18 protein-coding genes are annotated in these 21154 nt (G+C 68.8%); 11 read left to right on the top strand and 7 right to left on the bottom strand.

Features of this window, described 5'->3' with window-relative positions; translation table 11 throughout:
• Positions 1-56: 56 nt before the first annotated feature.
• Positions 57-851: a nuclear transport factor 2 family protein gene (locus IE157_RS03885; protein ID WP_193519150.1), complete on the bottom strand. Its 795-nt coding sequence runs from the start codon at positions 849-851 to the stop codon at positions 57-59.
• A 31-nt stretch (positions 852-882) separates the two neighbouring features.
• Positions 883-2301, bottom strand: a complete 1419-nt coding sequence (locus IE157_RS03880; RefSeq protein ID WP_085106739.1) for a gamma-aminobutyraldehyde dehydrogenase — start codon at positions 2299-2301, stop codon at positions 883-885.
• A 250-nt stretch (positions 2302-2551) separates the two neighbouring features.
• Here IE157_RS03880 and IE157_RS03875 point away from each other — a divergent pair, with 250 nt between their 5' ends.
• Positions 2552-2935 carry an RNA-binding S4 domain-containing protein gene (locus tag IE157_RS03875; protein WP_193519149.1) on the top strand — a complete coding sequence of 128 codons (384 nt, stop codon included), beginning with the start codon at positions 2552-2554 and terminating at the stop codon, positions 2933-2935.
• Here the strand turns inward: IE157_RS03875 and mptB are convergent.
• Positions 2932-4494 carry a polyprenol phosphomannose-dependent alpha 1,6 mannosyltransferase MptB gene (gene mptB / locus IE157_RS03870; protein ID WP_064846412.1) on the bottom strand — a complete coding sequence of 521 codons (1563 nt, stop codon included), beginning with the start codon at positions 4492-4494 and terminating at the stop codon, positions 2932-2934. The two genes, IE157_RS03875 and mptB, sit on opposite strands and share 4 nt — an antisense overlap.
• 294 nt (positions 4495-4788) lie before the next feature.
• On the opposite strand from mptB, the gene IE157_RS03865 reads away from it, so the two are divergent.
• Both IE157_RS03865 and IE157_RS03860 read left to right on the top strand, forming a co-directional pair.
• Positions 4789-6114, top strand: a complete 1326-nt coding sequence (locus IE157_RS03865) for a glycosyltransferase family 87 protein (RefSeq protein WP_318281292.1) — start codon at positions 4789-4791, stop codon at positions 6112-6114.
• Positions 6115-6292: 178 nt separating this feature from the next.
• Entirely contained in the window at positions 6293-7555 is a 1263-nt protein-coding gene (locus IE157_RS03860; protein WP_318281334.1) for a glycosyltransferase 87 family protein, read from the top strand.
• A gap of 39 nt (positions 7556-7594) precedes the next feature.
• On the opposite strand, the gene IE157_RS03855 is transcribed toward IE157_RS03860, so the two are convergent.
• Entirely contained in the window at positions 7595-8833 is a 1239-nt protein-coding gene (locus tag IE157_RS03855) for a hypothetical protein (protein ID WP_193519147.1), read from the bottom strand.
• Between the two features lie 147 nt (positions 8834-8980).
• On the opposite strand from IE157_RS03855, the gene IE157_RS03850 reads away from it, so the two are divergent.
• Both IE157_RS03850 and IE157_RS03845 read left to right on the top strand, forming a co-directional pair.
• On the top strand, positions 8981-10273 hold the full coding sequence (locus IE157_RS03850) for an MFS transporter (protein ID WP_193519146.1): 1293 nt from the start codon (positions 8981-8983) through the stop codon (positions 10271-10273).
• Between the two features lie 183 nt (positions 10274-10456).
• Positions 10457-11914 carry a benzaldehyde dehydrogenase gene (locus IE157_RS03845; RefSeq protein WP_193519145.1) on the top strand — a complete coding sequence of 486 codons (1458 nt, stop codon included), beginning with the start codon at positions 10457-10459 and terminating at the stop codon, positions 11912-11914.
• A gap of 159 nt (positions 11915-12073) precedes the next feature.
• Here IE157_RS03845 and IE157_RS03840 read toward each other — a convergent pair whose 3' ends face one another.
• Genes IE157_RS03840 through IE157_RS03830 form a run of 3 tightly spaced genes read right to left on the bottom strand, consistent with a single transcriptional unit; the run spans position 12074 to position 15228 of the window.
• A complete protein-coding gene (locus IE157_RS03840) occupies positions 12074-13579 on the bottom strand; it encodes a tripartite tricarboxylate transporter permease (RefSeq protein WP_098053898.1) in 1506 nt (501 codons plus the stop codon).
• Positions 13580-14230 (bottom strand): tripartite tricarboxylate transporter TctB family protein, encoded by a 651-nt coding sequence (locus IE157_RS03835; RefSeq protein ID WP_260850477.1) that lies wholly within the window; start codon positions 14228-14230, stop codon positions 13580-13582.
• Positions 14227-15228, bottom strand: a complete 1002-nt coding sequence (locus IE157_RS03830; protein ID WP_193519144.1) for a tripartite tricarboxylate transporter substrate binding protein — start codon at positions 15226-15228, stop codon at positions 14227-14229. The genes IE157_RS03835 and IE157_RS03830 overlap by 4 nt, the downstream gene beginning before the upstream one ends.
• Before the next feature lie 211 nt (positions 15229-15439).
• On the opposite strand from IE157_RS03830, the gene IE157_RS03825 reads away from it, so the two are divergent.
• The 6 genes from IE157_RS03825 (at position 15440) to IE157_RS03800 (ending at position 20882) form a co-directional block, all read left to right on the top strand.
• Positions 15440-15796, top strand: a complete 357-nt coding sequence (locus IE157_RS03825; RefSeq protein WP_193519143.1) for a universal stress protein — start codon at positions 15440-15442, stop codon at positions 15794-15796.
• A 155-nt stretch (positions 15797-15951) separates the two neighbouring features.
• Positions 15952-17343, top strand: coding sequence for an MATE family efflux transporter (locus IE157_RS03820; RefSeq protein ID WP_404820562.1), 1392 nt, complete (start codon positions 15952-15954; stop codon positions 17341-17343).
• A gap of 110 nt (positions 17344-17453) precedes the next feature.
• Positions 17454-18449 carry a universal stress protein gene (locus tag IE157_RS03815; RefSeq protein ID WP_193519142.1) on the top strand — a complete coding sequence of 332 codons (996 nt, stop codon included), beginning with the start codon at positions 17454-17456 and terminating at the stop codon, positions 18447-18449.
• A gap of 53 nt (positions 18450-18502) precedes the next feature.
• On the top strand, positions 18503-19393 hold the full coding sequence (locus tag IE157_RS03810; protein WP_193519141.1) for a universal stress protein: 891 nt from the start codon (positions 18503-18505) through the stop codon (positions 19391-19393).
• 246 nt (positions 19394-19639) lie between these two features.
• Complete coding sequence (locus IE157_RS03805) at positions 19640-20632, top strand: TPM domain-containing protein (protein WP_193519140.1); 993 nt, start codon at positions 19640-19642, stop codon at positions 20630-20632.
• Between the two features lie 61 nt (positions 20633-20693).
• A complete protein-coding gene (locus IE157_RS03800) occupies positions 20694-20882 on the top strand; it encodes a hypothetical protein (RefSeq protein ID WP_144997473.1) in 189 nt (62 codons plus the stop codon).
• Positions 20883-21154 lie beyond the last annotated feature (272 nt).

Below are 21154 nucleotides of genomic sequence, written 5' to 3'. Positions count from 1 at the left end.
TGGACGCCATCACGCGTCCACGGGGCCACTGCATTGTCAGGTCGTCTCGGTCAGGTTCAGTCCGCTACCGACGTGAACGCACCGTGCGGGTGCGCCAGTTCGTCATCCGACGGAACCGGTCCGATGGCGTCCCACAGTTCGACCCACGCGCCGTCCTCGATGCGCCACAGTTCGCAGAAGAAATGGCGGTCACCGGCGATGGATCCTTCCGAGAACGTCAGGACGAAGTTCCCCTCAGCCACCGTGCGGTGCAATGTGTCGTAGGTCAGTGCAGAACCGTCCTCCTTGAGGTGTTTCAAGAAGTCGACCATGTTCTGCACACCGTCGGCGATGTCACCCGAGTGCTGCGTGAACCGCCCGTCCGAACGCGTGAAATCGCCCGCGGCGTCGTAGTCCTGGCCCTGTAAGAACGTAGCCCAGGCCCGCTTGACGAACTCCCTGTTGGCCTCGGTGTCGGCGGATGTGTCCACCTCCGTGGGGCCGTCCAGCTGGGTGTGGCCCGACTCGTTGGGTGGTGTCTGATCCACCAGGCCGTCCCAGTGCTCCACGATCTTGCCGTCGGCCACGCGGTAGATGTCGAACCCCACGAACACGGTGTCCGGATCCAACCCGGGATAGGCACCGTGCAGCGCGACCAAACCGGCCTTTTCGTCCACGACTACGCGCGCGACGTCGTGCCTCAGACCCTCGCCCGCGTCGGTGACCAGCTCCCGCAGGCCTTCCTTACCGTTGGCCACGAGCGGCGAATGCTCCACGTAGTCCTCGGCGAAATTGCGGTCCAGGGTGCTCAGGTCGTGCTCGGTGAACAGCTCGCGGTCAGCGGTGAGCACGAGTTCTCGAATGTCGGTCATGATGCGCTCCTTCCCTCGTTCGTTCCCGCCGTCAGTCCAACGAGCTCATCACGTGCTTGACGCGGGTGTACTCCTCCACGGCGTACTTGGAGAGGTCCTTGCCGTAGCCGGAGTGCTTGAAGCCGCCGTGGGGCATCTCGGCGACCAACGGGATGTGGGTGTTGATCCATACGCAGCCGTAGTCCAGATCGCGGGACATCCGCAACGCGCGGCCGTGATCCTTGGTCCACACGGACGACGCCAATCCGTATTCCACCCCGTTCGCCATCTCCACGGCCTGCTCCTCCGTGGAGAAGGTCTGGACGGTGATGACGGGACCGAAGATCTCATTCTGAATGGCCTCGTCCTCCTGCTTGAGATCCGCCACGATGGTCGGCTCGAAGAAGAAGCCGGGCCCGTCCGCCTGCTTGCCACCCGTGGTCACGGTGGCGTGCTCCGGCAAACGATCGATGAACCCGGACACCTGTTCGAGCTGCTTGGCGTTGTTGAGCGGGCCGTAGAGGATGTCCTCCTTGTCCGGGGTGCCGAATGCCGTGTCCTTCGCGGCCTGGGTGATCTTCTCCAGGAACTCGTCACGGACCGATCCCTCCACGAGGATGCGGGTGGAGGCGGTGCAGTCCTGGCCGGCGTTGAAGAAACCGGCTTCTGCGAGCGTGGCGGCGGCGGAGTCCAGGTCCGCGTCCCCGAACACCACGCAGGGCGCCTTTCCGCCCAGTTCCAAGTGAGCGCGCGTGAGGTTCTTCGCTGCGGATGCGGCGACAGCCAGACCGGCTCGGATCGAGCCGGTGATGGAGACGAGTCCCGCCGTGCGGTGTGACACGACCGTTTCCCCGGTCTTGGCATCGCCCAGGACGATGTTGAAGGTGCCTTCAGGAAGGAACTCCGAGGCGATTTCAGCGAACAGCAGTGTCGACTCCGGAGTCGTGTCCGATGGTTTCAACACGATGGTGTTGCCTGCGGCCAGGGCTGGCCCCACTTTCCAGACGGCCATCATGAGGGGATAGTTCCACGGCGTCACCTGGCCCACCACGCCGATCGGTTCCCGGCGGATCACGGAGTTGAGACCCTCCATGTATTCGCCACTCGCGAGGCCCTCCATCAAGCGGGCTGCGCCGGCGAAGAAGCGGATCTGGTCCGCGGAGACATCGACTTCCTCGGACTGGATCAGGTACTTGGGTTGGCCCGTGTTGCGAGATTGCGCGTCCACGAGTTCGGACCCCCGTGCTTCGAGGGCGTCGGCGATGCGCAGCATGGCGAGTTGTCGCGCACCGGGGGTCATGCGCCCCCATGTCTTCGATGCTTTAGCGGCTGCCTCGTACGCGGCATTCACATCTTGCTCGTTCGAGTTGGGAGACTGTTCCGTCACCTCACCGGTAGCCGGGTTGACCAGGTCGAAGGATTCCTCGGATGCGGATTCCACATAGGTGTTGTTGATGAAGTTCTTGAGCATGAGTGCTCAACCCCCGTTCTCAACTGCCTCTGCGTCTTTCGCAGAGGCTTCGGGGCTCACGTCCTTGTGAAGCCCCACTCCCACCGTACCGACCGCGGCGTGAGATTGCTCACAAAGAGCCGGGGGTTCCCGTGTGCGCGACGAAACCAGCACAGGGATGGTTTGGTGATGGTTCAGGACCCGGGTGATCCCTTGACCCCACTGGGGGCAGGCGGGGGCGACATCGTCGTCCCCGAGTACCGTGGACCCCATGAACGCCCCAGCCAACGAACCCGGTAGCGCCCGTCTGGATGTGTGGTTGTGGTCGGTCCGGTTGTTCAAGACCCGCTCGGCCGCCACGACCGCGTGCCGCGCGGGACACGTGCGGCTCAACGGCGCCCCCGCGAAGGCCGCCCAGCCGGTGCGGGTGGGGGATCGGGTGAGTGTGCGCCGCCCGGGGTGGCAGCAGGAGTTCCAGGTCACCAAGCTCATCGTCAAGCGTGTGGGCGCCCCCGCGGCGGCCCAGTGCTACATCGACCACTCCCCGCCGCGGCCCGCGGAACTCAGCGTGCCGGTGGCCCGCAGGGACCGTGGGGCGGGGCGGCCCACCAAGAAGGACCGCCGCGAGCTCGAAAGGCTCAGGGGCCTGCGTTAGTCCTTGTGCGCCGTCGTACCCGCGGCCACCTGAGGGGGGCCGGGATCCACCCAGCCCCGGAACCCACCGTGGGTCAGCAGGGTGCGGGTGCGGGGATCGATCAGCGCCAGGTAGAGCGTGAAGGCCACCGTGATCACGAACGCCACCTGGGACACGCTCACGCTGAGGTCGATGAACGGCCACACGGACAGCTGGTCCTGGGCACCGAAGACCACGAAGAACGTGATCACGATGTACAGGATGCGGATCTGCCAGTTGTCCTTGATGCCAGTCGCGGCCAGCAGGGGGATGAGCCACAGGATGTACCAGGGCTGGATGATGGGGGACAGCAGCACCACGGCGGAGAACGCGAGGGCCATCCGCCGCACGATCCTGCGGTCCCCGCCCACGAACATCAGCACGAGGACCAGGGCGATGGCCGCGTACTGCAGCACCTGACGGAACACCGATGCGAGGGCGTCCCCCGGTTGGCCGAAGAAGTTTCCCACGCGCTCCACCTGTTGTCCCAGGAACCCGGACGGCGAGTACCCCGTGTACCCCGGGGTGGGGTCCAACAGGGCCCAGGCCCAGCCCAGACCGAGGTTATCCGCGTAACCGCTCACCGCGAGGATCCCGAAACTGAGGAGCGCGGTGGCCGCCCAGATGACGAACCGCCGCGGCCACGAGGCACCCTTGCCCGCCCAGAGCAGACCGATGAACGGCAGCAGCAGGATGGTGATGGGTTTGATCCCGATGGACCCCGTGACCAGAAGTATGCCCAGCAGGGGATATTTCGTGGCCGCGGCGTATACGCCGGCCACGGCGAGGCCCACCATGAGTGCGTCGTTGTGGGCGCTGGCCACGAAGCTGATGAGGAACAGCGGGTTGGCCACGGCGATCCAGAGAGCCCGGGCACCGTTGATCCCGTGCAGGCGCGCGAGCTTGGGCACGTAGATCATGCACAGCACCACTCCCACGTACGCCACCGCCCGGAACAGCATCACGGAGGCGTCCGGCTGGGCGTTGGTCAACCGGACGACCCCGGCGGCGATCCACAGGAAGTAGGGGCCGTACGGGGTGCGGGCCTCCGCCCATTCCGGATCCGCGCCCAGCATGAACCAGTTGTCGAGCGAGGAGATCCCCTCCACGTACGGGTCCTTGCCGGCCAGCATCAACCGGCCCTGACCGATGTATGCGTACACGTCCCGCGAGTAGATGGGAACGGCGAGGAATAGGGGCAGGGACCATGCGATCACGGCGATCATCACGGTGCGCAACGACCCGTGCGGCCATCCCCGCAAGCGTTGACCGAGGCGCAACCACGACCGGATGAGCAGCATGGCGCCCACGGTGAGCAGCACGGTGCACCCGTACACGCCCCACACGTTCACGCGCAGTTCGATGACCAGGGGGTGCCGGACCATGGGGGAGCCGTTGGCGATCCACCCGGTCCCCACGGACCCCACGAGCATCATGAGTGAACCAATGACGCCCTGGATGATCGCCATGTGGGCGCGCGAATCATTCTTGGCGGTGGAGCCGGTGTGCGCGGGAGAGGGGCGAGAACCGGTCGCGGTCATGGATTCCAGCCCCCTCAGCCAACCAGTGGTGGGCGAGCCGAGGTGTCCAGCGGCTCCGACCCCTGACTTTACAGGACGGTTTGCACTCGAACAGTGCGCGTTCTGGGGGTTCCCTGGGGGCGGGGTGAGCGCATCATGGCGCCGTATGCGGTCCCCGGAGTGGTTCCCCATAGAATCGGAACCGGTATGTCCGAGGCGCCGGGACCCTCGGGCGCCGCACGCCCCCGAACAGGACCAGTGCACACCCCCGGACCAGAACAGAATCCCGCGCGCATTCGGACAAGGACCTCATCCGTGCCCACAGAGAGATATTTCACGGCCGCCACCCGGGCACGGGACGCCGTGCTCCCCCGCGCCGCGCAGGATCGTCTGATGACACCGGGCGCGCTGCTCGTGGGGTTCCTGCTGGTGCACGTGGGCTTCCTGATCTTTGCCCTGATCGTCTCGCTGCAGGGCAATGCCTTCAGCGACACCAACATCTACCGCGCGTGGGCGGAAGCGGGTTTCGACGACCGCAACATCGCGTACGGTCCCAGCCCCTGGGTGTACCCCGTGCTCGCGCAGATCCCCATGGGACTCGCGGGCATCGCGGGACCGGGCCCGTACTTCTTCCTGTGGGTGCTCATCATCGCGGTGCTCAACGCCGTGGCCATGGGCAAGCTGACCGACTGGGGTCGTAACCGTGCCGCACTGCCCGCTGGCTGGTGGTGGCTCGTGTTCATCCTGCTCATGGGCTGGCTGGGCTTTGCGCGCGTGGACGGTCTCACGGCCCCGCTCGTGCTGCTGGGCCTGGTCTACGGGGTGTCCCGCCCGTTCGTGGCCTCCGCGATCCTCAGCCTGGCCACGTGGATCAAGGTCTGGCCGGCCGCCGTCGTGATCGCTCTGTTGACCGCCGCACGACGTCGCGGCGCCGTGTTGCTCGCCGGGATCCTGGTCACGCTGTTTGCCGTGGCGGCCGCGTTCGTGTCCGGATCACCGCGCCAGATCGCGGACTTCATGACCCAGCAGGGCGACCGCGGCATGCAGCTCGAGGCCACGTTCAGCACCCCGTGGCTGTGGCTCTCGGTGCTGGGCGTGGGTGATTCCCGCATGTACATGAACACGGACATCAACTCGATGCAGGTCAGCGGCCCCGGCTCGGACGTGATGTCCCGGCTCATGCAGCCGCTGTTCGTGGTGGCCGCCGTGGTGGTCGTGGTGCTGATCGCCCGCGGGCTGCGTCGCGGCGTGCACGCCGGTGCCCTGGACCGCACGGCCCTGTTCCTCGCGGGTTCGCTGACCATGGTCACGGCCTTCATCGTGTTCAACAAGGTGGGCTCGCCCCAGTTCATGGTGTGGCTGGGCCCCGTGATCGCGGTGGGCCTGGTGCACAACTGGAAGGTGTGGCGCACCCCGGCGTTCCTCGCGGTGCTGATCGCGATCGCCACGTTCTTCGTCTACCCGCTCTTCTACACCGCGCTGAGTCACAACAACCCCGTCATGGCCGGCGTGCTGACCCTGCGCAACCTGCTGCTCGTGGTCCTGCTGTGGTGGTCCGCGCGCGGGCTGTACCGGCTGGGGTCCGCCGGGCCCGCCAGTTCCGTCGTGAAGGGAGGCCCGGTTGCCGGCCCGCACGCCTGATGACGATGCGGCTCCCGCCCCCGGGGACGCCCACCGCACCTCGGTGCCGCGCACGGGTGCCCCCGCGGCACCCACTGGCGGAGCCACGGCGCACCCCGAGGCTGCCTCTGCCGACGACGCCGCTCACTCGGCGACGGGCGCGCGGCCCGGGCCGCAGCGCCGTCGTCCGCAGGAGTGGCTGAACCGCCCCGCCGCCGTGTGGGTGGGCTTCGCGGTGGTGCACGTGTACTTCCTGTGCTGGATGGCCACGTTCTTCCTGCACGGGTGGGCCTTCAGCGACACCGAGCAGTACCGCGAATGGGCGATGGCCGGGTACAACGCGCCCGACCAGGGTTCCGTCAGCCCGTGGGTCTACCCCGTGCTCGCGCAGGTGCCCATCATGTTCCCGAGGATCGCGGGCTACGACCTCTACCTTCTGGCGTGGACGCTCATGATCACCGCGTTGAACGCCGTGGCCATGTGGTTCCTCCTCCACCGCGCCCCGCGCAGCGGTGTACTGGCCGGGTGGTGGTGGGTCGTCTTCACCGTGTTCCTGGGGTACCTCAGCTTCGCGCGTGTGGAGGGTGTGGCGGTGCCGATCGTGTTCATCGGCCTGCTCTACGCCGTGCGCCATCCGGTGGTGGGATCGGCGCTGCTGAGCATCGCCACGTGGATCAAGGTGTGGCCGGCCGCGGTGCTGCTGGCCATGGTCATCGCGCTCAAACAGCGCGTGCGCATCATCACGGCGGGCGTGGTGGTCACGCTGTTCGTGGTGCTGGGCGTGCTGGTGCTCGGCGGGATCGAGCGGATCGCGGACTTCCTGCTCAACCAAGGCTCCCGCGGGATGCAGCTCGAGGCCACGTTCTCCACGCCGTGGGTGTGGGCCGCTGTCCTGGGGCTCGCCGACTCCCGGATCGCGGACAACACCGCGATCAACTCCACCGAGGTCTACGGTCCCGGTGTGGAGGTCATGGCTTCCCTCATGCAGCCGCTGCTGCTCATGGCCGTTCTCATTGCCGCGGTGCTGCTCATCCGGGCACTGCGGCGCGGTGCGGACAGGGCGCGCCTGGTCCACGCCGGATCCTTGCTGCTGACCATCGTGCTGATCGTGTTCAACAAGGTGGGCTCCCCGCAGTTCATGATCTGGCTGGCCCCGGTGATCATGGTGGGTCTGCTGCACGACCGCGTCCGGTGGCGCATCCCGGCCTTACTGACCCTGGGCATCGCGGCGACCACGTTCGTGATCTACCCGCTGTTCTACACGCCGCTGATCCACGCGAACCCGGTCATGGCCGGGGTGCTGACCCTGCGTAACGTGCTGCTCGTGATCCTCCTGGGTTGGACCGTGCGGCGGATCTGGCAGCTGGGTACGCCCGCGGCGGCCGGGGCCCGGCCCGGTGCCACTGTGTTGAATGCGGAGGAGCCAAGCGCCGAAGATAAGAAGTCATCCCCGCGACGATAGCCACACGCCGGAGAAGCTCCCCGTGGCGGTCGTTGAGCGTTAGGAGTCGTCCCCGCGCCTCGTGAGCCGGTTCTTGGCGTACCCCCACAGCGAGGGCGCCTCCTCGGGCTGCCGGGCCTCCGCATTGCGCAACCGGTCCTCCCGCTTGTCGCGGTGGCGTTGCATGTGGTCCTCGTAGCGCTTCTGGTTGAGCCGCTGCTGTTCCTGCTCCGCGGCCTCCCCCTGCGGATCCGTCTCATAGACGTCCCGCGGGTCGGTGCGCTGCGCATCACGTACCACCCGGGGGGCGGTGGCGTGCGCGTCCGCCCGTTCGGCCTCGACCACGCGCGGGAGCCTCCGCCGGATCGCCTCGCGCTCCGCCCGCTCCGCCAACCGTCGCTGCGACGCACTCATCCGGCGGGGCTCGGTATACCGGTCGCGGATCTTCTCGATCACGGGCAGCTCGTCGGTGGTCTCGTACGGCTCCTCCGGGTCGTCGACCTCGTACGACGACGGCGCCGCTCGCTCCCGTACGTGCGGCGCCGCGGCGTCGTCGTCCGTGACGTAGGAGACCCGGGTGACGGGGTGGTGTGCGGTGTCCTGGTCCCGCAGCGGGGTGACACGCGGGAAGGAACCGGTGTCGACTTCCCGCGGCGCCTGCCACGGCGTGTCCGCGAAGACGCGGTGGCTGCGCCAACCCCGGAAGAGTTTCCAGCCGAGGTAGAGCACGCCCAGCAGCAGGACGGCGGCGGGTTCGGCGTAGCCCGTGGAGTAATAGATCGAGGCCGCGATGAGCGCCACGATCCCCGCCCCCAGGGGCACGAGGGCCGCGGGCGACTGAACGGGCAGCAAACCCAGGAGATCACGGGTGTAGCGGCTGTCGTGACGACGACCGTGCACCGTGTGGGCCCGGATCTTCACGCCCGGGGGAGTGTGCTGCGAGAGTCGGTGCGTGGTGACCGGGGGATCCTCCGGGTCCTCGGGCTCGAGCACCACGGTGCGGGCGCGCCCGGCGGCCAACGCCGCCCTATTGGTCGCCAGAAAGCCGGCGAGCAGTAGATACACGCCCATGGTCAGAAGCACGTAGGGCAGCATTACCGCCACGACCAGGGCGATCACACGCCAGACCCAGGCCACGTCCCCGGCCGGGAAGTTCTCGAAACGGAAGGGTCCGTGGGTTACCCACAGGAGAAGCGCCCCGAGGATCACGGCTCCCACCCCGTTGCGCACGGCGTGCACGCGCAACCGCGGCCAACCGCGGGCCGACCGCGCGGCCCGGCGCTGTTCGCGTGTGCGCATGAGGACTCCTGTGATCCCGGGGAAAAGGGTGCTCCCAGGGTATGTGGTGCGGGGGACACGCACGAGGACTCAGGGGTGGGACGCACGGGCCGTACTTGCATCGTGACGGGTGAGGTGCGCATCCCCGCCTGCCCCTAGGATCGACCCGTGGCCCGTTTCCTGCTCGACATCGCCCCCGTGCGGGACATCCCCGCCTTCCGGCGACTGTGGATCGGGTCCACGCTGTCGATGCTCGGAAGCCAGTTCACCGTGATCGCGATCAGCCTGGAAGTGTTCGAGCTGACCGGATCCACGTTCGCCGTGGGGATGGTGGGCTTCTTCGCGCTCGTGCCCCTGATCATCGCAGGTCTCTACGGGGGCAGCATCGGGGACGCCACCGACCGGCGTTCGGCGGGCCTGTGGACCACGTTCGGCCTGTTCATCATGACCGTGGCGTTGGCCGCGCACGCGTGGCTGGACATTGCGAGCGTCGCGGTGCTCTACGGCATCGTGGCCCTGCACTCCTTCGCGCAGGGACTGAACCAGCCCGTGCGCGGTGCGATCGTCCCGCGCCTCGTCCCCATGCGACAACTGCCCGCCGCCAACGCCCTGTTCCAACTGACCATGGGCTCGTGCCTCATGGTGGGCCCGCTGCTGGGCGCGCTCACGGTGGCCGGACTGGGTTTCCGGTGGGCCTACACGGTGGACGCCCTGAGCTTCGCCGTGAGCCTGTGGGCCATGTACAAACTGCCACCCCTGCCACCCCTGCCGCCCATCCCCGGGGAGGACGGCGCCACGAGCAAGGCCGGTTTCCGTTCCGTCGTGGAGGGGTTCCGGTTCCTGGCCACCCGCCCCAACCTGCGCATGACGTTCCTGCTGGACCTGGCCGCCATGATCTTCGCGATGCCCCGCGCGCTGTTCCCCGTGCTGGGGGCGTCCGTGCTGGGCGGGGACCAGTTCACGGTGGGGCTGCTCACCGCGGCGCTCGCGGCGGGATCCGTCCTCGCGGGAGTCTTCTCGGGAACATTCATTCGCATCAATCACCACGGTCGTGGGTGCGCCGCCGCCGTGGCCGCGTGGGCCGTGTGCATCATGGCGTTCGGTGCGGTGATCCTGGTGTCCTCCGGCGGCTGGGGCCGGGACACCGCGTGGCCCCTCGTCATGTCCTGCCTGGTGCTCGTGGCCGCGGGGGTCATGGACTCGGTGTCCATGCTGTTCCGCACCACCATCCTGCAGGCGGCCACCCCCGACTCGCTGCGCGGCAGGCTCCAGGGCATCTTCATCGTGGTGGTTGCGGGCGGCCCTCGCCTGGGCGACGCCGTGATGGGCGCCGGCGGCCAGTGGCTCGGACCCGGGTTCGCCGCCCTGGTGGGTGCCGTGATCTGCTTCCTGCTCGTGCTGCTGCTCATGCGGATGTTCCCCGAGTTCATGCGCTACGACGCCCGCGACCCGCAACCCTGACCGCCTGCGCCTTCCTCGAGGGGGCTCGTCTTCGGGGACGACGACGCCGCTCGCGCACCCTCGGGTCGCCCGCTCACTCCCATGCCGTTCGCGGGCCGCGGATATCACCCGGCCCGTGGTCTGGATGGGGCCGGCTCCCGCACAATGGAGATCCATCACGTGGCACACCAGGAGGTAAGGGACATGGCGATTCTCGAGGACGGCCGATGGGATGGGAAGATCTTCGACGGGGAGTGGACGGAGGGTTCCGGTGAGCCCATCACGGTGCTGAACCCGGCCTCGGAAGCGGTCCTGGGTCACGTGGGTGCGGCCACGCCGGAGGACGTGTACCGGGCGGCGTCCGTGGCGTCGTCGGCCCAGCAGTCCTGGGCAGCGCTCAAGCCCACCGAGCGCGCGGCCGTGCTGCGCCGGGCGGGGCAGTTGTTCGAGGAGCACGCTGCCGAGGTCGTGGACTGGGTCGTGCGCGAGACCGGCGCCATCCAGCCCAAGGCCGGGATGGAGGCCAACGTGGCCGCGGAGGAATGCTTCGAGGCGTCCGCGCTGCCCACGCACGCGAAGGGCCAGGTGCTGGCTTCGGACGACCCGCACTGGTCGCTCGCGCGGCGTCTGCCCGCCGGGGTGGTGTCGGTGATCTCCCCGTTCAACTTCCCCCTGATCCTCTCGATCCGTTCCGTGGCACCCGCGCTCGCGCTCGGTAATGCGGTGCTGCTCAAGCCGGACCCGCGCACGCCCGTGACCGGCGGAGCGCTGATCGCACGCATCTTCGAGGAGGCCGGGCTTCCCGAGGGTGTGCTGCACGTGCTGCCCGGCGGCGGGGACGCCGGTGCGGCCGCCGTGGACGCGCCCGAGGTCCGGATCGTGTCCTTCACGGGTTCCACTGAGGCGGGGCGGCACGTGGGCGCGGCCGGTGCCCAGCATCTCAAGCGCACGCACCTGGAGCTCGGTGGCAACAACGCGATGATCGTGCTGCCCTCCGCGGACCTGGACCTGGCCGCGAGCGTGGGTGCTATGGGGACCTTCTTCCACCAGGGTCAGGTGTGCATGACCACGGGTCGGCACATCGTGCACCGGGACGTCTACGAGGAATACGTCCAGCGACTCGCGGACAAGGCGGACGCCCTCGTGGTGGGCGACCCCTCCGAGGGACAGGTCCACCTGGGCCCGATCATCGACGAGAAGCAGCTGAAGTCCGTGGACTCCAAGGTCCAGGAATCGGTGATCGCCGGCGCCACCATCCGGGCGGGTGCCACCCACGACGGGTTGTTCTATCGCCCCACGGTGCTGACTGATCTCACCCCTGAGATGCCGGCGTGGAACCAGGAGATCTTCGGCCCGGTGGCACCCGTGATCGCGGTGTCCTCCGTGGACGAGGCCGTGGCGCTGGCCAACGCCTCCGAGTACGCGCTGTCCCTGTCGATCCTGGGCGAGGTGGGGGAGGCCATGAAGGTCGCGGACCGCGTCACGGCCGGGAAGATCCACATCAACGAGATGACCGTGATGGACGAGGCCACCGCCCCCATGGGTGGGATGAAGGCCTCCGGCACGGGCGTGCACTTCGGTGGGGCGGACGCCAACGTCGAGGCGTTCACCGAGCTGCAATGGGTCACCCTCAGCCCGGACATCCCGCAGTACCCGTTCTGATCGGGCAATCCCGCCCGGCTCCGAGGACCGCGACGGCGTGTGATTTTGCTGAGCTAAAGCAGCGAACCACCCTCTGAGAGGGGTTTGCGTGTTTTAGCTCAGCAAAATCAGTGCACCCGCACTTGGGAGAGGGTGGGGTTTACCCGGAGATGAGTCGGCTCAGACGTCCCTGCGGGTGCGGCTCGTGACTTTGCTGCGCAGTGTCAGGAGCAGGATGATCACCAGGACCCCGTAGAGCACGAGCACGATCGGACCGCTCACCAGGATCGAGGCGTCACCGTCCGCGCTGATCAGGGCGTCCCGCAGGCTCGTCTCCGCGAGCGGACCCAGGACCATCCCGATGATCAGCGGCGCGAGCGGGTAATCATGCATACGCATCAAGAAGCCGACGAGTCCCACGCCCAGGAGCATGAGCAGGTCGAAGGTGGAGCCGGACGTCGCGTAGATGCCCAGGCCGCAGAACACCGTGATGCCCGCGTACAGGTACGGGCGCGGGATGAGCAGTAGCTTGGCCCACACCATCGCGAACGGCAGGTTGATGATCAGCAGCACGATCATCGCGATGAAGAAGCTGGCCAACAGCGCCCACACGAGATCAGGGGCGCGCTCGAACAGCAGCGGTCCCGGTTGCAGCCCGTACTGCCGGAACGCGGCGAGCATGATGGCGGCGGTCGCGGAGATGGGCAGGCCCAGCGCGAGCAGCGCACCCATGGCCATACCGGTGGTGGCGTTGCCCGCGGCCTCGGGTGCGGCAAGACCTCGAATGGCGCCCTTGCCGAATTGCGGGTCGCGACGACGCCGATCCAGCTTGCGTTCCGCGCCGAATGCCAGGAACGTGGGGATCTCCGCGCCGCCGGCCGGGACCACGCCGAACGGCAAGCCGATGGCCGTGCCGCGCAACCATGCCGGGGTGGCCTCCCGCAGTTCCTTGCGGCTCAACCAGGGCCGCCCCTGGGCCTTCAGCATCCTTCCCTGGCTCTGGAACCGGGCGGTCGTGGCGAAATAGATCACCTCACCCAGCGCGAGCACCGCGACCGTGACGGTCACCAGGGAGATCCCGTCGAAGAGGTAGGGGGAGTTCATGGTGAACCGCGGGATGCCGGTCACGGAGTCGATACCCACCACGGCGATCCCCAGTCCCAGGGCGAGGGACAGCAGACCCTTGACCGCGGAGTCCGTCACCACGGAGGACGTGGCCACGAACGCGAACAGGGCCAGGGCGAAGAACTCCGCCGGACCGAACTGGGTGGAGAACTCGGCCAGGAAGGGTGCGAAGAACACGACCACCACGGACGCCACGAAACCACCGATGAACGCCCCGATGGCCGCCGTGGCGAGCGCTTGTGGGGCTCTGCCGGTGAGCGCCATCTTGTGGCCCTCGAACGTGGACGCGATGGCCGAGGCCTGCCCCGGGGTGTTCATGAGGATGCCCATGGTGGAATCCCCGAACAGCCCGCCGAAATACACGCCGGAGAACATGATGAACGCCGCGGTGGGATCCAGGGCGAACGTCACGGGCAGCAGCAGCGCCACGGCCATGGAGGACCCCAGGCCGGGCATGACACCCACGGCGGTGCCCAGGAAGCATCCGAGCACCACCCAGAAGAGGTTCTGCAGGGTGAGCGCCCCGGCGAAACCGTCCAGCAACAGCGAGAGGGTCTCCATCTAGAACCCACCCCCCAGGAGGCCGGAGGGCAGGGACAACCCCAGGGCCATGTCGAAGGCGATGTACGCGAGGGAACTCACGGTCAGCCCCACGACCAGTGAGAACAGCGGGCGGGTGGAGCCAAAGCCGCGGGCCACGCACCAGAACAGTACGGCGGCGCCGATGATCCACCCCAGGAACTCGAGCAGTAGTGCAAACACCAGGAAACCGCCCACCACCCAGGCGAAGGACCGCCACGAGAATTGGGGCGTGGCGGGCTCGTAGGCACCTACGAACTCGTAGCCGGCATCGTCCGCCGAGGGTGCGGCGTCGTCATCGGCGGGGGAGGTGTGCGCGGTGCTGCCCGTCGACGTCGTCGGGTGGCCTCCAGGAGAACGGTCCGCGGACCGGCGGCGCAGGATCGAGAGCACCTCCACGATCACCAGGGCGTAGATCACTGCCGTCACCACGGCCGGGAAGAACCGGGGCCCGGGGAAGTCCACCGACTCCGGGACGGACATGCTGAGCATGCTCACCAGCAGGTACGTCGCGAAAGCCGCGAGCACCAAGGGCATGGTCAGCTCGGACAGCAGCGACCGGTGCGCGGAGGGCGGCGCCTCCTGCGGGGGTGGTGCGGACGCCGGGGTCGACCCGGTCACCTGTGATGTCACAGTCCCAACTCCTTGTAGAGGCCCTGGATGCGGGTCTTCTCGTCCGCGAGGAAACGGGTGAGCTCCTCGCCCGTGATCACGTTCTCGTTCCAGTTGAAGCGTTCGATGGCCTCCCGCCACTGCGGTGTGGCGATCGTTTCCCGCACAATGGTCTCGAGCTCGGTCTTCTCCTCCGGCGTGATCCCACTCGGTGCCACAAGCAAGCGCCAGTTGGCCAGGGTGACGTCGAAGCCCTGCTCCACGGTCGTGGGGATCTCCACCCCGGGCACGGGTTCGCGGGCCACGACGCCCAGGGCCCGCAACCGCCCGGACTCGATCTGGTCGATGGAATCCGGGTACCCGCTGGCCGCGGCGGCCGCCGTGCCGTTGAGCAGGGCCTGGGTGGATTCACCGCCGCCGTCCGAGGACACGTAGATCATGTCCTTGGGTGCCAACCCGGCACTGATCGCCATCTCGGTCACGACCAGCTGGTCGAAGGAACCGCCTCCGGTCCACGGGACCTTGCCGGGGGTCTTGGCCCACGCCGTCATGAGTTCCTTCAGGGACGTGTACGGGGAATCGCCGGGGACCACGATCACGTCGTACTCCTCCACCACCACGGCCAGGGGATTCACGTCCGCGTAGGTGGTGGCGGAGTCGTACTGGATGGTGGCCGCCAACTGACCCGTGCCACCCACCATGAGGTTGTTGGCCTTGCCGGAGAGGATCTCCAGGTTCCCGAGCGCGATGGTCCCGCCGGCACCCGGGATGTTCACCACCTGGGTGTTGTTCACGATGCCGTTGGCCCGTTGGGCCTGCTGCATCTCCCGGGCCACGGTGTCCCACCCGCCGCCCGCGGCCGCCGGGGCGATAATGGTCAGCGACGAACGGAGGTCGTTGCCGCCGGAGGCCGATGCGATGGACCCCGCCGTCGCGGTTCCGATGGCCCCCAGGGCCACGAGTCCCCCGAGACCGTAGGTTAGGAACGTGCGGCGGTCGGGGGAGTGGGTGGAGCTCATGGATTCTCCCGGGATTCGCGGTAAGGGGGATTCCCGCCGCCCACGGGGCCGCGAGAAGTGTGACTTAGGATACACATACCCCCACGTGGGAGGCGGTACCGACGCGGACCCCGGGATTCACCGGGCCGGCAACGGTTCACCGCCCGGGGGCGATCTCGCCCCGCCCCGGAACCTGCCCCCCCAGATGGATCGCGCACAGAGAAGAGGACCCATGGCCATCATCCTTGCCGCCGCCGAGACTCCGGCCGGTCACGCCGCCCGCGACTTCGCCGTCCAGGAAGCCCGGCGTCGCGACACGGACCTCGTGGTGTTCCCCGTGGACGGGAACGAGCCGGATCTGTCCGCGATCCCGTACGAGCGCGTGAGCGTGGAGCATGCCGCCGCCCGCAGCCGCAATGCCGTGGGGGATCTGGTGGACGCCACCAACCGCGCGGAGGTCGACGCCGTGGTGGTGGGGGTCCGACGGCGGTCCCCCGCGGGCAAGATCTTCCTGGGTTCTTCCGCGCAGCAGATCATCCTGGAATCCGCCGTCCCCGTGATCGCGGTGAAACCCGCCCCGGGACGCTGACCCTGCCCGCCTCGGCGGGTGACTGATCCCCTTACCCTGGTGCGGTGCCTTCCTTCCGCTCACGCCCGAACTCCAGCGCGCCCCGAGACGCCCGCCCCTCGGAGCCCAGTCCCGGAGGTCTCCACCGCGGGGGCCCCGCAGCTTCCGAGGAGCCCGTGACGCCCGAGGGCCCGGCAACGCCGTCGGATCCTGGGACCCCGTCCAAGACCGCGGGCGGGAAGAGCCTGAACCGCCAGATCCTCGCGCTCGCCGTCCCGGCGTTCGGAGCGCTGATCGCGGAGCCGCTGTTCCTGCTCGCGGACTCGGCGATCATCGGCCACCTGGGCACGGCGCAGCTCGCGGGGGTAGGGATTGCCGCGACCGTGGTGCAGACGGTCGTGGGGCTCATGGTCTTCCTGGCCTACAGCACCACCCCCGCGGTGGCCCGGCACGTGGGTGGTGGCAGACTCGCCGATGCCCTGCGCGTGGGTCGGGACGGACTGTGGACCGCCGCGGGTCTCGGGGTGCTGCTCGCCGCGGTGGGTGCCGTGGCCGTTCGTCCCCTGCTGCGCGCCCTGGGTGCGGAGGGCGAAGTGCTGGAGCACGCGACGTCGTACGCGTTGTGGTCCCTGCCCGGACTCGTGGCCATGCTGATCGTGCTGGCCGCCGTGGGTGTGCTGCGAGGTCTGCAGGACACGACCACCCCGCTCGTGATCGCGGGCGTGGGCGCCGCCGTGAACGCGGGGCTGAACGTGGCGCTCGTGTACGGCGCGCAGCTGGGCGTCGCGGGCGCGGCGATCGGCACGAGCATCACGCAGTGGGCCATGGCTGTGACGTACCTGATCATGCTCACTCGGCAGTTCCGACGGCGCGGCGTGAGCCTCGCGACGTCCTGGGCCGGGGTGCGCACGCACCTCACGGTGGGGACATGGCTCATGCTGCGCACCCTGTCCCTGCGCGCCGCGATCCTGGTGACCGTGGTGGTGGCCACGGCGCAGGGGGCCGAGAACCTCGCGGCCTACCAACTGACCATGACGATCTTCAACTTCCTGGCCTTCGCACTGGACGCACTGGCCATCGCCGCCCAGGCGCTGCTGGGCAAGGAACTCGGCGCCCGGGACCTGCGACGGCGCTCGGAACGCGAACATGTCCGGAGGCTCATGCATCGACTGATTCGGTGGGGCCTGGGCTTCGGCGTGGTCACGGGCGTGATCGTGGGTCTGCTCGGGCCGCACCTGGGCTTCCTCTTCACCTCGTCGCGGGACGTCCAGGTGATCTTCGGGATCGCGTTGATCGTCGTGGCCGTGGGTCAGCCCCTCGCGGCATTCGTGTTCGTGCTCGACGGCGTTCTGATCGGCGCCGGCGACGCTCGCTATCTCGCCCTGGCCGGGGTCATCAACCTGGTCGTGTACGCGCCCCTGTTGTGGCTCGTTCTCGAACGGGGTGGGAGCGGCACCCCGGGCGCGGCGTGGCTCTGGATTGCGTACGCGGGCGGGTACATGGGCGCCCGTGCCGTGACCCTGGGTCTGCGCATCCGCGGGGACCGGTGGATGTTCGCGATGGCGTGAGCGGCCCGCGGAGCCGGCCCGGCGCCAGGAGGCTCCGTGCGGCGTCGTCACAGGCCTGAAATCGCGTGGTGGACCGCGCCGTTGCAGGGTGCGGAGACTATCCTGGAGGTATGAACAACGACGTTCTGAACACCTCGTCCAACGCTCCCGTCCTGGTGGGTATTGATGGTTCCGAGATCGCGCTGCGCGCCCTCGACCGTGCCCTCACGGAGGCGGCTGCCCGCAAAGTCCCCGTGCGCCTGTTGTGCGCGTTCCCCGTCGCGGTCGTGGGGGATCCAGGCCTGGAACAGCGCTTCCACGACGCCGTGAAGGCGGAGAGCGAATCCCATCTCGAGGCCGCCGAGGAGTACGCCCGCTCTCACGCCCCGGACGTCGAGATCCGCAAGGTCCTGGGCGAGGGCGACGCCGCTCGGGCCGTCCTGCACGCCGCCAAGGACGCGTGCCTGGTGGTCATGGGCAAGCGCGGCAAGGGCGATGCCCTGCGGGGTCGGCTGGGTTCGGTCTCCGCGGCCGTGGCGGCCCACAGCCCCGTGCCCGTGATCGTGGTCCCGCCCGGAACCCACGAGGACGACTCGGACGCCGAACTCGCCCGCGAGCAGGGCCGGGACGGCAAGGACGTGCGCGTCTCCGACGACCAGGCCCAGGGTGGAACCCGCACTCCTGCCTCCGAGATGGACTTCTCCGGCTCCGTGGTCGTGGGCGTGGACGGCGCGGGGGAGAAGAACCCCGCGGTAGCGCACGCGATCCAGTACGCCCTGTCCCATGACGCGACCCTGAGCCTCGTCTCCGTAAACGGCGCCTTGTCCGGGACCCCGGAGTGGTTCCAGGACCAGTACAACCAGACCTACTACTTCCAGGAATCGCTCGAACGGCTCTCAGAACTGGCGCGCACCATTGCTGAGCGGGAACCCCGGTTGCGGGTCACTCAGCACGCGTTCCTGGGCCGCCCCGGCCGGGTGCTCGTGCAGGCCACCCGGACCGCGGACCTTGTGGTCGTGGGCTCCCGCGGGATCGGTGGGTTCACGGGTCTGTTGCTCGGATCCGTGTCCCAGGCCGTGCTGAGCTCCGCTGCCGGGCCCGTGATGGTGGTCCCCAGCGGGCGCTGAGTCCCGATCCGCACTCCCCCTCGAAATACAGTTAAGAAACTAGGTGCAGACAGATGACACAGAACATCGTGGTGGCGTACGACGGTTCCGATCACAGTGAGCGGGCCCTGGACTGGGCGATCCTCGAGGCCCAGAAGCGGCAGGAGCCGTTGAAGATCGTGCTCTCCATGGGCCGCCAGACCGGCCTGGACCAGTCCATCTATGGAGCCTTCGCGGATGCGCTGCACCAGGAATCGGAGCGGCTGGCCACGCGCGCCGTGGAGAAGGCCAAGGCGGGCGGCGTCACCGGGCAGGGCATCATCGAGCGCGGCGACGCCGCCGGCGTGATCGTCTACGAGGCCCAGGACGCCTCCGTGGTGGTCCTCGGCAAGCGCGGGCACCACGGGGTGCGCGGGCGCGTGGGTTCGGTCTCCGCCGCGGTGGCCGCCCACTCCGCCGCGCCCGTGGTGATCCTCCCGGAGGAGTGGCGCCCTGGCGAACGTGAGACCCGGCCCGAGGGTGAGAGCTTCGAGGGTCGCGTGGTCGTGGGCGTGGACAAGCTCGGCGCCAAGAACAAGGCGGTGCCGCAGGCCGCCCGGTACGCCGCGGATCACGGGCTGCGGCTCGCGATCGTGAGCGTGGTCCCCACCACGAGCTACCTGCCCATGAACTCCGCCGAGCTGGATCGCGCCGTGCAGGAACAGCTCATGGCCCCGGCCAAGGAGCTCACCGATTCCGTGGCCGAGGAACTGCGCAAGGACTTCCCGGGCCTAGAGATCGAGACCCGCGTGCTGGAGGGCCGCCCCGCGGACGCACTCGTGGACGCCTCCCGCACCGCCGAGCTGCTCGTCATGGGCACCCGCGGGTACGGCGGGTTCCGCGGTCTGCTCATGGGTTCGGTGTCCCAGGCCGCCCTCGCGGACGCCGAGTGCCCCGTGATGGTTGTTCCCACCGCGAAGAACTGAGGCTCCCGACGACGCGTCGCGCACGTCCCCTCCGCGGGCCGGTTTCCCTCCCGGGAGCCGGCCAGTGGCCGAGGGCGGTCGGCAACGCCGGTTCGGGGCGGAGACCGAACCCGCGTCGGCTGCCACGCTGCCGACACGCCCGCCGGGGGCCGGGGTGATGGTTCTGTCCGCGCACGAGCGCACGTAGCCTGGCCCCAGCAACCCCGCGTGCACAGCGCCGAACCCCGAGACCCCCGGAGGACCCTCGTGACCACCGCCGAAACCCAGCCCGCGGTGCTCAGGCGCGCCACCCTGGGGGGTGCCCTGGCCGCGGTGCTCGTGGCGGGCGCCGTCGCCCCCGCCCAGGCCCTGGACGTCCCGCCGCGGCCCGAGGTGGGCGCCGTTCAGGACCAGGCCGACCTGCTGACGGACGGCCAGGAGGAGCAGCTCAACCGGCTGATCGGCGAGAAGAATGATGAAAACGAATACATCCGCGCGGCGGTCCTCAGCGTGAACGACACCCAGGGCGAGAACATCGAGGATTACTCGCGCAAGGTCGCCACAGACTGGGGCGTGGGGGACGACGGGCGCAACAACGGCGTGCTGATCGTCGCGGACATGGGGGAGCGCGAGCTGCGCATCGAGGTCGGGGACGGCGCCCGGGAGGTGCTCTCGGACTCGGACGCCGAGAACATCATGGAGAACCAGCTCGAGCCCGGGTTCAAGGACGGGGACTACGCGGACGCGTTCACAAAGACGGTCACCAAGGTCTACGACGAGGCCGATCCGCAGGCCGCGGCGGACCGGGCGGCGAAGGGGCGCGCGGTGGCCACGGTCATTTTGTCGATCGTCGGCGTGGTCGTGCTCGGGGTCCTGGTGCTCGTCTGGCGCTGCCGCCGGAGCACCAGGCAGATCATGGATCAGGCGAAGCGGGAGATTGAGCAGTACGAGCGGGAGCATCCGGGCGAGGGGATCAGCACGAGCATGCGCCGGGCCTACCTGAAGTACCGCCTGCAGAACCCCAAGGCGCCGGGCCTCAACGACGATCCCGTGCGCCGCACGGACAAGGACGGCATCGAGCAGGACGTGCACTACGCCCCCACCTTCCAGAGCTGGTTGCCGCTCTACGCGGTTTCCCCGTCCCTGTACTCCGGGGGCGTGGTCAACGCCTCGAGCTCGTCGTCCGGCGGCTCCGGCGGCACGAGCTCGTTCGGCGGGGGCGGCGGCTTCACCAGGGGCGGGGCGTCCGGGAGCTTCTGAGCGGCACGCCCGCGGCCTGGACTGTTTTCGCGATGGCAAATCAGGTCGTGGCCAGGGGGTCATGACGAGACCCGCTGTGCCCCTGGTCACCCAGGGCGGCCATCGTGATCGCCATGCTCCCGTTCGGGTCCTGAGGCTGCCGGATCCTCCTACGACCGCGCTGCGGGACACCCTCACCGCGGTGTACGACCGGGCGACCTCGCAGGCCGCCTCCGACCGCGCCTTCTCGAAGTCGGGGTTCATTCTCTGATCGGGGCGGTGCTGCTCCTTGTCGTGGCGGACGTGCCGACCTTGGTGATGCGGGGCCTGCCGCGGAGTCCCGCCGAAGGGCGGCTCCAGCGGCCCCGCGTACGGCAACAGCTCGGGCCCGTCCGTTTCCTCCGGTTCCTCATGCTCGTTCGGCGGCGGTGGAGGATTCTCCGGGGGTGGCCCCTCGGGGGGGTGCCGTGGGATCCGGCCCGGTGCGCGGTTCACACTTCCCGGTTCACGACGACCCGGTGGCCGAGGAAGATCTCCCCCCAC

The sequence above is a fragment of the Kocuria marina genome (genome assembly GCA_014652975.1).
Classification (GTDB): Bacteria; Actinomycetota; Actinomycetes; order Actinomycetales; family Micrococcaceae; genus Kocuria; species Kocuria marina.
Note: the sequence above shows the minus strand (reverse complement) of the source record. Positions and strands in the feature narration are given on the sequence as shown.

What these genes read in the sequence shown, in the direction of transcription:
- IE157_RS03885 (WP_193519150.1), bottom strand. Translation starts at nt 851, where the DNA reads ATGACCGACATTCGAGAACTCGTGCTCACCGCTGACCGCGAGCTGTTC.
- IE157_RS03880 (WP_085106739.1), bottom strand. Translation starts at nt 2,301, where the DNA reads ATGCTCAAGAACTTCATCAACAACACCTATGTGGAATCCGCATCCGAG.
- IE157_RS03875 (WP_193519149.1), top strand. Translation starts at nt 2,552, where the DNA reads ATGAACGCCCCAGCCAACGAACCCGGTAGCGCCCGTCTGGATGTGTGG.
- mptB (WP_064846412.1), bottom strand. Translation starts at nt 4,494, where the DNA reads ATGACCGCGACCGGTTCTCGCCCCTCTCCCGCGCACACCGGCTCCACC.
- IE157_RS03855 (WP_193519147.1), bottom strand. Translation starts at nt 8,833, where the DNA reads ATGCGCACACGCGAACAGCGCCGGGCCGCGCGGTCGGCCCGCGGTTGG.
- IE157_RS03845 (WP_193519145.1), top strand. Translation starts at nt 10,457, where the DNA reads ATGGCGATTCTCGAGGACGGCCGATGGGATGGGAAGATCTTCGACGGG.
- IE157_RS03840 (WP_098053898.1), bottom strand. Translation starts at nt 13,579, where the DNA reads ATGGAGACCCTCTCGCTGTTGCTGGACGGTTTCGCCGGGGCGCTCACC.
- IE157_RS03830 (WP_193519144.1), bottom strand. Translation starts at nt 15,228, where the DNA reads ATGAGCTCCACCCACTCCCCCGACCGCCGCACGTTCCTAACCTACGGT.
- IE157_RS03825 (WP_193519143.1), top strand. Translation starts at nt 15,440, where the DNA reads ATGGCCATCATCCTTGCCGCCGCCGAGACTCCGGCCGGTCACGCCGCC.
- IE157_RS03815 (WP_193519142.1), top strand. Translation starts at nt 17,454, where the DNA reads ATGAACAACGACGTTCTGAACACCTCGTCCAACGCTCCCGTCCTGGTG.
- IE157_RS03810 (WP_193519141.1), top strand. Translation starts at nt 18,503, where the DNA reads ATGACACAGAACATCGTGGTGGCGTACGACGGTTCCGATCACAGTGAG.
- IE157_RS03800 (WP_144997473.1), top strand. Translation starts at nt 20,694, where the DNA reads ATGACGAGACCCGCTGTGCCCCTGGTCACCCAGGGCGGCCATCGTGAT.